Source organism: Pseudomonas bubulae, assembly GCF_900618535.1.
GTDB classification, from domain to species: domain Bacteria; phylum Pseudomonadota; class Gammaproteobacteria; order Pseudomonadales; family Pseudomonadaceae; genus Aquipseudomonas; species Aquipseudomonas bubulae.
This window is the reverse complement of record NZ_UYJA01000003.1, coordinates 368,343-380,922: the sequence shown is the minus strand read 5'-3', so window position 1 is coordinate 380,922 and position 12,580 is coordinate 368,343. Positions and strand designations below refer to the sequence as shown.

Genomic DNA, 12,580 nt, shown 5'->3' with positions numbered 1-12,580 from the left:
GGGCTGCATTTTTGTGGGAGCGGGCTTGCTCGCGATGCAGGCAACACGGTTTAACGACTAGACCGCGCTGATGCCATCGCGAGCAAGCCCGCTCCCACGGAATTTCACCTATCCCCCCCGCCAAGGCATACTGGCCGTCCCTGCTGGCCAGAAGTGTTTGCCGTTCCCATGCGTATCCATGTCAGTTTTATCGACCGAGTTGGCATCACCCAGGAAGTCCTGGCATTGCTGGGCGGGCGCAACCTCAATCTGGATGCGGTGGAAATGGTTCCGCCCAACGTTTACATCGACGCCCCGACCCTCAGCCCGCAAGTGCTCGACGAGCTGCGCGAGGCCCTGTTTGGTGTCCGCGGTGTGCAAACGGTAACGGTCGTCGATATCCTTCCCGGCCAGCGCCGTCACCTGCAACTGGACGCCTTGCTCGCCGCCATGACCGACCCGGTACTGGCGCTCGACAGCGAAGGCCATGTGCTGCTGGCCAACCCGGCGCTGGTTGCACTGTACGGCCACGAGCCGACCGGCGAAAGTATCGGCCAACTGTTCAGCGACCCCGGGCTGCTCGACGTGCTGCTGGAAAACGGCTTTCGCCTGCCACTGCGCGAAGTCACGCTCAACGGCCATCCGCTGATGCTCGACGCTACGCCGATCACCGATGCCGGCGCCCTGCTCACCCTGTACCAGCCAAGCCGCATCGGCGAGCGCCTGGCAGCCCTGCATCACGATCACGCAGAAGGCTTTGACGCCCTGCTCGGCGACTCACCTGCCATCCGCACGCTGAAAGCCCGGGCGCAGCGCGTAGCGGCCCTGGACGCGCCCTTGCTGATCCAGGGGGAGACCGGCACCGGCAAAGAACTGGTGGCCCGCGCCTGCCATGCCATCAGCGATCGGTTTGGCGCACCGTTCCTGGCCCTGAACTGCGCTGCGCTCCCGGAGAACCTGGCTGAAAGCGAACTGTTCGGCTATGCCCCCGGCGCTTTTACCGGCGCCCAGCGTGGCGGCAAACCGGGGCTGATGGAACTGGCCAACAACGGCACGGTATTTCTCGACGAAATCGCCGAAATGTCACCCTACCTGCAAGCCAAGCTGCTGCGCTTTCTCAACGACGGCAGCTTTCGCCGGGTGGGCGGCGAACGCGAGGTTAAGGTCAATGTGCGCATCCTCAGCGCCACGCACCGCAACCTCGAAAAAATGGTCAACGAAGGCAGCTTTCGCGAAGACCTGTTCTACCGTCTGAACGTGCTCAATATCGAAGTGCCGCCCCTGCGTGAACGTGGCCAGGATATTTTGTTGCTGGCACGCGCGTTCATGCAGCAGGCCTGTACCCAGATCCAGCGTCCGGCGTGTCGCCTGGCACCCGGTACCTACCCGGCCCTGCTGGGCAACCGCTGGCCCGGCAACGTACGCCAGTTGCAGAACGTGATTTTTCGCGCAGCGGCCATCTGCGAGGGTTCGCTGGTGGACATTGGCGACCTGGATATCGCCGGCACCTCGGTGGCACGCCAAAACGACAGCGAGATCGAGACCCTCGAGCACGCTGTCGAAACATTCGAGAAGGCGCTGCTGGAGAAGCTCTACGTCAGCTACCCCTCCACCCGCCAACTGGCCAGCCGCCTGCAAACCAGTCACACCGCCATCGCCCATCGACTGCGCAAATACGGCATCCCGGGCAAGGCCTGACGGACACAGAGCCCTGTAGATACTCTGTTGCCTGTCAACCCTCCCTGTGGGAGCGAGCCTGCTCGCGAAAGTCGTTCGCGAGCAGGCTCGCTCCCACAGTTAAAATTCCCTTCAGACCTTGCAGCTGCCGAAGGCTGAGTTCGGCAGCCGCCACAGAGTTTGTGCTCCCGCTCATTGGCAACCCAAGCCTTGTATCGAATTCAATCCACCGGAACGAATTCGATACACACCCTCTCTACCCATGCCACGCAAGGCTTTGATCCCCTTGGATTTTTTTATGGCCTTCAGGCTGTATCGAATTCGCTACAGTCTTGCTCTTCGAATACCTCTTTTAAAATCTTAACTCATTGATAAATAAGGATATTTTTAAACTGGCAACCATCTTGCAGAGAACTCCTCATAAGCTCGACCTGCACGAGCATTTACCTGTGACCACCAGACCTGTCTGGCCTTGAGGAGTTTCCATGAGCGAATTGCGTTTTACTGAAGACCACGAATGGCTGCGCGCCGAAGCTGACGGCAGCGTAACCGTGGGGATTACCGCGTTTGCGCAAAACGCTCTGGGTGACGTGGTGTTTGTGCAATTGCCCGAGCTGCAGGCCTACGACAAGGGCGCCGAAGCCGCGACTGTCGAGTCGGTCAAGGCGGCCAGCGGCGTGTATATGCCCCTGGACGGCGAAGTGATCGCAGTCAACCCGGCGCTCGACAGCAGCCCGGAACTGGTCAACGAAGACCCGCTGGGCGAAGGCTGGTTCTTCCGCTTCAAGCCCGCCGACGCCAACGCTGTTGGCCAACTGCTCGATCAGGACGCCTATGACCGCCTGATCAAAGCCCAAGACGACAACTGAGAGCCCAGCCATGACCATCAATCTCAGCACCGCCAATGAATTTATCGCGCGCCATATCGGCCCGCGTCAGGCCGATGAACAGGCCATGCTCGCCACCCTGGGCTTTGATTCCCTTGAAGGTCTCAGCGCCAGCGTGATCCCGGAAAGCATCAAGGGCACCAGCGTGCTCAACTTGCCGGCCGGGCAAAGTGAAGCCGACGCCCTGGCCTCGATCAAGGCCATCGCAGCCAGGAACCAGCTGTGCAAAACCTATATCGGCCAAGGCTATTACAACTGCCACACGCCTTCGCCGATCCTGCGCAATCTGCTGGAAAACCCGGCCTGGTACACCGCCTACACACCGTACCAGCCAGAAATTTCCCAGGGCCGTCTCGAAGCGCTGCTCAACTTCCAGACCCTGATCAGCGACCTTAGCGGCCTGCCGATTGCCAACGCTTCGCTGCTCGACGAAGCCACCGCTGCTGCAGAAGCCATGACCTTCTGCAAACGCCTGAGCAAGAACAAAACCAGCCACCGCTTTTTCGCCTCCAGCCACTGCCACCCGCAAACCCTCGACGTGCTGCGCACCCGTGCCGAGCCGCTGGGCATTGAAGTGTTTGTGGCCGACGAGCGCGAACTGACTGACGTGACAGCCTTCTTCGGCGCGTTGCTGCAATACCCGGCCAGCAACGGCGATGTATTCGACTATCGCGAACTGGTCGAGCGTTTCCACGCCGCCAACGCCCTGGTGGCTGTTGCCGCCGACCTGCTGGCGCTGACCCTGCTGACCCCGCCGGGCGAGTTCGGCGCGGACGTCGCCATCGGCAGCGCCCAGCGCTTTGGCGTACCACTGGGCTTCGGCGGCCCGCACGCGGCCTACTTCGCCACCCGCGATGCGTTCAAGCGCGACATGCCGGGCCGCTTGGTCGGTGTTTCGGTTGACCGTCACGGTAAACCGGCGCTGCGCTTGGCCATGCAAACCCGCGAGCAGCATATCCGCCGCGAGAAGGCCACGAGCAACATCTGTACCGCTCAGGTGCTGCTGGCCAACATCGCCAGCATGTATGCCGTTTACCACGGCCCTAAAGGCCTGACGCAAATCGCCCAACGCACTCACCAGTTGACCGCGATCCTGGCCCGTGGCCTCAGCGATCTGGGGCTGAAGGTCGAGCAGGAACAGTTCTTCGACACCCTGACCCTCAACACCGGCACCCACACCGCCGCGCTGCACGCCAAGGCCCATGCGCAGAACATCAATCTGCGCGTGATCGACGACCAGCGCCTGGGCCTGTCGCTGGATGAAACCAGCAGCCAGTCCGACGTCACTGCACTGTGGGCATTGCTCGCCACAGACGGCCAGGCCCTGCCTGACTTCGACGCACTGGCCACCAGCGTAACGGGCACCCTGCCCGCCGCCCTGCTGCGCCAGTCGCCGATCCTCAGCCACCCGGTGTTCAACCGCTACCACTCTGAAACCGAGCTGATGCGCTACCTGCGTCGCCTGGCCGACAAGGACCTGGCGCTGGACCGCACCATGATCCCGCTGGGCTCGTGCACCATGAAGCTCAACGCCGCCAGCGAAATGATCCCGGTTACCTGGGCCGAGTTCGGCAACCTGCACCCGTTTGCACCTGCCGAACAAAGCCTGGGCTACCAGCAATTGACCACCGAACTGGAAGCCATGCTCTGCGCGGCTACCGGCTACGATGCTATTTCCCTTCAACCAAACGCCGGTTCCCAGGGCGAATACGCCGGCTTGCTGGCCATTCGTGCCTACCACCAGAGCCGTGGCGACGAGCGCCGCGATATCTGCCTGATCCCGTCCTCGGCCCACGGCACCAACCCGGCCACCGCCAACATGGCCGGCATGCGCGTGGTGGTCACCGCCTGTGACGCCCGCGGCAACGTTGATATCGAAGACCTGCGTGCCAAGGCCATCGAGCACCGCGACCACCTCGCCGCGCTGATGATCACCTACCCCTCCACCCACGGCGTGTTCGAAGAAGGCATCCGCGAAATCTGCGGCATCATTCATGACAACGGCGGCCAGGTGTACATCGACGGCGCCAACATGAACGCGATGGTGGGCCTGTGCGCTCCGGGCAAGTTCGGCGGCGACGTGTCCCACCTCAACCTGCACAAAACCTTCTGCATCCCTCACGGCGGTGGCGGCCCGGGTGTAGGCCCGATTGGCGTCAAATCGCACCTGACGCCGTTCCTGCCGGGTCACGCGGCCATGGAACGCAAGGAAGGCGCGGTCTGCGCGGCGCCGTTTGGCAGCGCCAGCATCCTGCCGATCACCTGGATGTACATCCGCATGATGGGCGGTGAAGGCCTCAAGCGTGCATCGCAACTGGCCATCCTCAACGCCAACTACATCGCCCGCCGTCTCGAAGAGCACTACCCGGTGCTGTACTCGGGCAGCAACGGCCTGGTCGCCCACGAATGCATCCTCGACCTGCGCCCGCTCAAGGAAACCAGCGGTATCAGCGTCGATGACGTGGCCAAGCGCCTGATCGATTTTGGCTTCCACGCCCCGACCATGTCGTTCCCGGTGGCCGGCACGTTGATGATCGAACCGACCGAAAGCGAGTCCAAGGAAGAGCTGGATCGCTTCTGTGACGCGATGATCTGCATCCGCGAAGAAATCCGCGAAGTCGAGAGCGGTGGTCTGGACAAGGAAGACAACCCGCTGAAAAACGCCCCGCACACCGCCGCTGAAATGGTCGGCGAATGGACTCACCCCTACAGCCGCGAACAGGCGGTGTACCCGGTTGCGTCCTTGATCGAAGGCAAGTACTGGCCACCGGTCGGTCGTGTCGACAACGTATTTGGCGACCGCAACCTGGTGTGTGCGTGCCCGTCGATCGAGAACTATCAGGAGGCATAAGTCAAAAACTGTAGCCGCTGCCGAAGGCTGCGATGGGCTGCGAGGCGGCCCCGCTTTCGGGCACAACGGCGAAGGCCCTGCGGGCTTTATCGCAGCCTGCGGCAGCGGCTACAGATGATTTGCCTACCCACACAATAAGAAACCGGAGAACCCCATGTCGTTAAGCGTGTTCGACCTGTTCAAGATTGGCATCGGCCCCTCCAGTTCCCATACCGTCGGCCCCATGCGTGCTGCTGCGCGTTTTGTCGAAGGTCTGCGCCGTGATGAGCTGTTGCAACAAACAGCCTGCGTAAAAGTTGAACTCTACGGTTCCCTCGGCGCCACCGGCAAAGGCCACGGCAGCGACAAAGCCGTGCTGCTGGGGCTGGAAGGTGAACATCCGGATACCGTCAACACCGAAACCGTGGCCGAACGACTGGCCGCGATTCGCAGCAGCGGGCGCCTGAACCTGCTGGGCGAACACCCCATCGAATTCATCGAAAAATCACACCTGGCGATGATTCGCAAACCCCTGCCCTATCACCCCAACGGCATGATTTTTCGGGCACTGGATGCCGCCGGCATTCAGATCCGCAGCCGCGAGTATTACTCGATCGGCGGTGGTTTTGTGGTGGACGAAGGCGCGGCAGGTGCCGACCGAATTGTCGAAGACAGTACTGTGCTGCAATACCCCTTCAAAACCGCCAAGGACCTGTTGCGCCAATGCGTAACCCATCACCTGTCGATCAGTGAAGTGATGATGGCCAATGAAAGCGCCTGGCGCCCGGAAGCCGAGACCCGCAGCGGCCTGTTGAAAATCTGGCAGGTCATGCAGGACTGCGTAAGTGCCGGCTGTCGCAATGAAGGGATTTTACCCGGCGGTTTGAAGGTCAAGCGCCGTGCCCCGGCCTTGCACCGTCAGCTCTGTGCCAACCCGGAAGCCGCGCTGCGCGATGCCTTGTCAGTACTGGACTGGGTGAACCTGTACGCCCTGGCCGTCAATGAAGAAAACGCCAACGGCGGGCGCGTGGTCACAGCGCCTACCAACGGTGCGGCGGGAATTATCCCGGCCGTTTTGCATTACTACATGCGCTTTATCGGCGGCGCCAATGAAGACGGCGTGGTGCGGTTTCTGCTCACTGCCGCCGCCATCGGCATTCTTTACAAGGAAAACGCTTCGATTTCGGGGGCCGAAGTCGGCTGCCAGGGTGAAGTCGGCGTGGCCTGTTCAATGGCGGCCGGCGCGTTGTGTGAAGTGCTGGGCGGCAGCGTGCAGCAAGTCGAGAACGCCGCCGAGATCGGCATGGAGCACAACCTCGGCCTGACCTGCGATCCGATTGGCGGGCTGGTGCAAGTGCCGTGCATCGAACGTAACGCGATGGGCTCGGTCAAGGCCATCAACGCAGTGCGCATGGCCCTGCGAGGTGATGGTCAGCACTTTGTCTCGCTCGACAAGGTGATCCGCACCATGCGCCAGACCGGCGCCGACATGAAAAGCAAATACAAGGAGACCGCCCGCGGCGGTCTCGCCGTCAACATTATTGAGTGCTGATTTTCAAGGAGTCTCGAATGTCCACCGAACAACTGCTTAAAACCCCGCTGCATGCACTGCACCTTGAACTCGGCGCCCGCATGGTGCCGTTTGCCGGCTACGACATGCCCGTGCAGTACCCGCTAGGGGTGATGAAAGAACACCAGCACACCCGTGAACAGGCCGGGTTATTCGATGTATCGCACATGGGCCAGATCCGTCTGACCGGTGCTGACGCGGCCAAAGCCCTGGAAGCACTGGTGCCGGTGGATATCATCGACCTGCCGGTGGGTATGCAGCGCTATGCCATGTTCACCAACGAACAGGGCGGCATCCTCGATGACCTGATGGTCGCCAACCTGGGCAATGACGAGCTGTTCCTGGTGGTCAACGCCGCCTGCAAGGATCAGGACCTGGCCCACCTGCGCAAGCATTTGAGCGCCCACTGCCAGATCCAGCCGCTGTTTGAAGAGCGCGCCCTGCTTGCCCTGCAAGGCCCGGCTGCAGTCAGCGTACTGCAACGCCTGGCACCGCAAGTGGCGAACATGACCTTTATGCAATTTGCCCCGGTGACCTTACTGGGCGCGGATTGCTACGTCAGCCGCTCGGGTTATACCGGCGAAGACGGTTTTGAGATTTCAGTGCCGGCCGAGCACGCCGAAGCACTGGCCCGCCGCCTGCTGGCCGAGCCAGAGGTTCAGGCCATCGGCCTGGGCGCACGGGATTCGCTGCGCCTGGAAGCGGGCCTGTGCCTGTACGGCCACGACATGAACGACACCACGACGCCTATCGAAGCCAGCCTGCTCTGGGCCATCTCCAAGGCCCGTCGCGCTGACGGCCCGCGGGCCGGTGGTTTCCCGGGTGCCGAGAGCATCTTTGCCCAGCAGCAAAACGGCGTAGCGCGTAAACGAGTGGGCTTGCTGCCCCAGGAACGTACCCCGGTGCGTGAAGGCGCACAAATCGTCGATGCCGACGGCACCGAGATCGGCACCGTATGCAGCGGCGGCTTTGGGCCAACGTTGGGCGCACCCTTGGCAATGGGTTATCTGGATATCGCATTCACGCCTGTGGACACTGAAGTCTGGGCCATCGTGCGGGGCAAGCGCGTGCCGATGAAAGTGTCGAAAATGCCGTTTGTAGCGCAACGTTATTACAGGGGTTAAACAGTAAGTTATACAGTTGCATGTTCACGGTGCGTACGTGTCATGCAACTGCTACATAACAGTGCAAACTTTCGATAGCGAAAACAGTCTTTATTACACGAAAATAATTGAACACCTCTATAACGATCCGCTCTTTGACTCTGCGTTTAGAGTATTAAAAACAGCGGCCCTGCGGCGTATTTAAAGGGGCTTGTTTTTTCAATTACAGTTTCGTAGAGTTTGCCCACTGTGTTTGCATGGGTCGCTGGAATCGTGACCTGGGCAGTAGCTCAATGCTTGCTACATCCCGTTCTGCGTCTCTTACTTTCCTGCAACCCAGCACCAGTACTCTTTCATGTGAAAGAGGCTGTCATTAATTGTTAGCGTCAAGGAATTAAGAAATGTCTCAACGTCAGAGCGGTACGGTCAAGTGGTTCAACGACGAGAAGGGGTTTGGTTTCATCACCCCTGAAAGCGGCCCGGACCTGTTTGTGCACTTCCGTGCCATCCAGGGCAACGGCTTCAAAAGCCTGAAGGAAGGCCAGAAAGTGACCTTCATCTCGGTACAGGGCCAAAAAGGCCTGCAGGCTGACGAAGTTCAAGCAGAAGCTTAAATCTCGTGCACAAAAGCCTCTGATGGTGACATCAGAGGCTTTTTTATGGCCGTTATTCCGTAAGATGGCTGTTTTCCTTCACGAGACCCTGCCATGTCGAAACAACCGCTTAGCCCTCAAGGCGACTTTCCCGCCGTTGGCCTGGGGCGCCGCTTGGCAGCCATGTTCTACGACTTTCTGCTGTGTACCGCCCTGCTGATCGTCACGACCTTTATCTACAAGCTGATCATGATGAGCTTTATTGGCGAAGCCAAAATGCGCGAACTGTCAGAAGCAGGCGCCCTGGATGGTGACCCGCTGCTGTCGACCCTCCTGTTTTTCGTCCTGTTCGGTTTCTTTGCCAAGTTCTGGACCCACTCCGGGCAAACCCTGGGCATGCAGGTCTGGGGAGTTCGCGTACAGAACGCCGACGGCACGGCAATCAGCCTGTGGCAGGCCCTTCTGCGTTTTATCGTGTCCATAGGCTCGTGGTTGTGCCTGGGGCTGGGGTTTGTCTGGTCGATCTTCGACAAGCAAAAACGCACCTGGCATGACATGTATTCCAATACGCAGTTGGTACGCGTCCCCAAGCAGAAGAAATAAAAAAAAGCCCGTATCTCGCGATACGGGCTTTTTTATTGCCCTTGTGGGAGCGGGCTTGCTCTCGATGAAGGCAACGCGGTTTCGCCGTTGAACCGCGCCGATGCTATCGCAAGCAAGCCCGCTCCCTCACGGCTGTGCGGCTTACTCCGCCAGCTTGAACGTGATAAAGCTGGCACGCCCCTGACGCAGAACCCGCATCGACACCGAACGGTTCTTCGGCAATGCCTTGGCGATCTCGGTGAACTCCTTGCCATTGGTGATGGCCTGATTGTTCAAGTGCGTAATCACGTCGCCAGGCTGCAGGCCGATCAAGGCCGCAGGACCGTCCTGAACGTCAGTAATGATCACACCGCCCTTGATGTCGTTGGCTTTCTTCTGCTCTTCACTCAAGTCCGCTACGGACACGCCCAGGCGGTTGCTGCTTTGTTCAGCGCCGCCACCCGAAGCGATGTCTTTTGCATCATCAGGGATAGCGCCCACAGTCAGCTCCAGATTCTGACGCTTGCCGTTACGAATAACTTCAAGGTTGGCCTTGCTGCCGGCCTTGAGTGCGCCAACCAGGTGCGGCAAATCTGCCGACATGACGATCGGCTGACCATTCATGCTCAGAATCACGTCGCCCACTTGCAGACCGCCTTTGGCAGCCGGGCCGTCATCCAGTACCTGCGCCACCAGTGCACCGGCAGGTTTTTCCAGACCGAAAGACTCGGCCAGGTCCTTGTTGACCTCCTGGATCACCACACCCAACCAGCCACGGCTGACTTTGCCGCCAGCCTTGAGCTGATTGGCAACGTCCATCGCCACATCGATCGGGATTGCAAAGGACACACCCATGAAACCGCCCGAACGGGTATAGATTTGCGAGTTGATGCCCACGACTTCGCCCGCCAGGTTGAACAGCGGACCACCCGAGTTGCCCGGGTTGATCGGCACGTCAGTCTGGATAAATGGCACATAGCTTTCATTCGGCAGGCTGCGGCCCATGGCGCTGATGATGCCCTGGGTCACGGTGTGGTCGAAACCAAATGGCGAACCGATCGCAACCACCCACTGGCCGGCCTTGAGGTCCTGGGACTTGCCCAGTTTGAGCACCGGCAGGTTCTTGCCATCGATTTTCAGCAAGGCCACGTCAGAGCGCGGGTCAGTGCCCACCAGCTTGGCTTTCATTTCACTGCGATCGGACAGCCGCACAATGATTTCATCGGCATCTGCAACCACGTGGTTGTTGGTCAGGATGTAGCCATCGGGCGAGATGATAAAGCCCGAGCCCAGGGACTGGGCCTCGCGCTGACGCCCGCCTTTGCCACCGGGTGCAGGTGGCAGGCTGCGCTCAAAAAAGTCGCGCAGGCCAGGCGGCAGGCCTTCCAGGTCGGGCATTTGGCCCATGCTGGAAACCCGACGCTCAGGCAGCTTTTGCGTGGTACTGATATTCACTACGGCTGGCGAAGCCTGTTCAACCAGTTGGGTGAAATCAGGCAACTGCGCTTCAGCCATCACCGGCACTGCCTGCCCGAGCATCAGCACGGCTGCAAAAATGGGTAGATAAGATTTCAATCGCGGCATCGACATACAGCTCCCGTTAATAACAGCAGAGTTAAGCGACAGGCACCTAAAAACAAGTCAAAAGCATAGACCGTTTTTCAGACCCCGGAAAACAAACAAGGCCAAAGCCCTTTGGGGCTCTGACCTTTATAAAAAGAGATAAAAATGGCAAATCGAAAATTGTCACCCGCCATGTCGATGCAACCCTATGGTTTGGCCTGAGCATCGTTTTCACCGACACGCATCGACAGGGCAATTCGTTCAGCAGTGCCCATGGGAATTTCACCCACCACCGTGGCCATCATGTCTCCCTGAGGCGTGCTCAGGTGGCGCGTGACCGCAGCTGTGGGCCCGAGCTGGACGCGGGCATCTGGAACAGCAGCGCCCTTGACCGGCTCGATAAACACCGAAAAACGGGCAAGGCCATCGTCATACAGAAGGCTGGTGACTTCGGATTTGCTCCGCGGATCACGGCGCACCGTACTGCTGACCTGCTCAAAACCGGAGGGCAGCCAGTCAGAGTGCCAGGCCTGAACCGAATTGACCTGCCCGGCCCCTTTGTCGGCAGGGGCAACAGCACGGCACTGCCCCGCAGGCGTGAGCTGGCTGTCATCAGGAGGCGTGGTTGCAAAGGTCGTAAACTGGTAGCGCTCAAGCAACTGCCCCTTGTCATTGAGCAACAAGGACTTGAGAGGCAAACCGGTTTCACGGTCCAGATACAGCTCAAAACCGTAGCGATGCTGATCACGCGGAGCAAACGATATGACCACTACCGGGCGACCGGCGACCCTGGAGTTGCCCTCGATTGCCACGGCATACAGGTCATTGAACTTCTGGACATCGAATTGACGCGCCGCGACAGCCGTGACATCGCCCAACCCGGAGGCCTGTTTGCCAGTGACACATTCAGTGCGCCCATCCGAGCGGATCACCTCTTGCGCAGTGCCATCAAGCTGCATCAACCGCTCACGAACCTTGCCATCCTGCACGCGGTGCCAGATGCTGTGGGTAGAAAAACTACCGTTACGCTCGTAAACGAAAGTACCCTGATAGCTATGCTGTTGCTCGGCCTGCCCAAGACGTTTTAACCAGTCCTGGGCTTCATCGGCGTGGGCCGGTACTGCAAACCAGCCACTGAGCAGAAGAGGTAGCAAAGGTAGGACGCGCATGATGGTCCTTAACGGTTTTCGAGGCTCGCAGCACGAGCATAAGGCAGAGGGCTTTCAGCCCCTTTCAGCGCTGCTTGCTCTGCGTGCTGGCGCAGGTAGCCAGGCAAACGCTGATCTTGCCAGCCCGGCTGACCTTGCAGGACACCGTTGGCCATCGGGCCGGTGGCCTGATCGGCACTCTCGCTGTAGTTGGCCAGTACTGCCGGACCTTTGGCCATCGGTGCACTCAGGCTCTGCGCAGGGTTCTGCTGGGCGAGCTGGTTGCCAACGATGTCATCCTGGTTGTACAGCCGCACACCCGCCAGAACAGCGACGGTAACCGACGCGGCTACGGCCAGGCGACCAATGCTGCGCCACGGCCCACGGACAACCTTGGCCGGGGTTTGCTCTTCAGCCAGCGCGGCCGAAACGGCAGATGCGATGTCCAGGCGCGGAATCAACAGGTCCTTGTGCATCACAGCACGGGCCACCTGATAACGGGACCAGGTGTCACGGGTTTGTGTGTCGTCGAAGGCATTCAATACCCGACGTAGTTCCAGTTCGTCCGCTTCGTTATCCATCACTGCGGACAGCGATTCCTGCAGGGCTTCACGACTCATGGCGGTTCCTCTCTTGGCTGTCGCCGCT

General features: G+C 60.0%; 10 protein-coding genes. 7 read left to right on the top strand and 3 right to left on the bottom strand.

Translation table 11 applies throughout. The features are described 5' to 3' along the window. Positions 1 to 168 precede the first annotated feature (168 nt). The 7 genes from PPTH39_RS12775 to PPTH39_RS12745 all read left to right on the top strand — a co-directional run bounded on the left by PPTH39_RS12775 (position 169) and on the right by PPTH39_RS12745 (position 9,242). Complete coding sequence (locus tag PPTH39_RS12775) at positions 169 to 1,677, top strand: sigma-54-dependent transcriptional regulator (protein WP_095019742.1); 1,509 nt, start codon at positions 169 to 171, stop codon at positions 1,675 to 1,677. Between the two features lie 464 nt (positions 1,678 to 2,141). Continuing rightward, on the top strand, positions 2,142 to 2,525 hold the full coding sequence (gcvH, locus tag PPTH39_RS12770; protein ID WP_095001372.1) for a glycine cleavage system protein GcvH: 384 nt from the start codon (positions 2,142 to 2,144) through the stop codon (positions 2,523 to 2,525). A 10-nt stretch (positions 2,526 to 2,535) separates the two neighbouring features. After that, the gene (gene gcvP, locus PPTH39_RS12765) at positions 2,536 to 5,394 is read left to right on the top strand and encodes an aminomethyl-transferring glycine dehydrogenase (protein WP_095020848.1); all 2,859 of its coding nucleotides are present in this window, start codon (positions 2,536 to 2,538) and stop codon (positions 5,392 to 5,394) included. A 154-nt stretch (positions 5,395 to 5,548) separates the two neighbouring features. Next, positions 5,549 to 6,925 carry an L-serine ammonia-lyase gene (locus PPTH39_RS12760; RefSeq protein WP_095001370.1) on the top strand — a complete coding sequence of 459 codons (1,377 nt, stop codon included), beginning with the start codon at positions 5,549 to 5,551 and terminating at the stop codon, positions 6,923 to 6,925. A gap of 17 nt (positions 6,926 to 6,942) precedes the next feature. Then, on the top strand, positions 6,943 to 8,067 hold the full coding sequence (gene gcvT, locus PPTH39_RS12755) for a glycine cleavage system aminomethyltransferase GcvT (RefSeq protein WP_095001369.1): 1,125 nt from the start codon (positions 6,943 to 6,945) through the stop codon (positions 8,065 to 8,067). Between the two features lie 380 nt (positions 8,068 to 8,447). After that, positions 8,448 to 8,660: a cold-shock protein gene (locus PPTH39_RS12750; protein ID WP_016782052.1), complete on the top strand. Its 213-nt coding sequence runs from the start codon at positions 8,448 to 8,450 to the stop codon at positions 8,658 to 8,660. Between the two features lie 93 nt (positions 8,661 to 8,753). Beyond that, positions 8,754 to 9,242 carry an RDD family protein gene (locus PPTH39_RS12745; protein ID WP_095001368.1) on the top strand — a complete coding sequence of 163 codons (489 nt, stop codon included), beginning with the start codon at positions 8,754 to 8,756 and terminating at the stop codon, positions 9,240 to 9,242. A gap of 141 nt (positions 9,243 to 9,383) precedes the next feature. Here the strand turns inward: PPTH39_RS12745 and PPTH39_RS12740 are convergent, their stop codons facing one another. The 3 genes from PPTH39_RS12740 to PPTH39_RS12730 all read right to left on the bottom strand — a co-directional run bounded on the left by PPTH39_RS12740 (position 9,384) and on the right by PPTH39_RS12730 (position 12,552). Then, positions 9,384 to 10,805 (bottom strand): DegQ family serine endoprotease, encoded by a 1,422-nt coding sequence (locus PPTH39_RS12740; RefSeq protein ID WP_370688609.1) that lies wholly within the window; start codon positions 10,803 to 10,805, stop codon positions 9,384 to 9,386. A 185-nt stretch (positions 10,806 to 10,990) separates the two neighbouring features. Then, positions 10,991 to 11,953, bottom strand: a complete 963-nt coding sequence (locus PPTH39_RS12735) for a MucB/RseB C-terminal domain-containing protein (RefSeq protein ID WP_095020847.1) — start codon at positions 11,951 to 11,953, stop codon at positions 10,991 to 10,993. Between the two features lie 8 nt (positions 11,954 to 11,961). Further along, positions 11,962 to 12,552: a sigma-E factor negative regulatory protein gene (locus tag PPTH39_RS12730; protein WP_095019735.1), complete on the bottom strand. Its 591-nt coding sequence runs from the start codon at positions 12,550 to 12,552 to the stop codon at positions 11,962 to 11,964. Between the last annotated feature and the right edge of the window lie 28 nt (positions 12,553 to 12,580).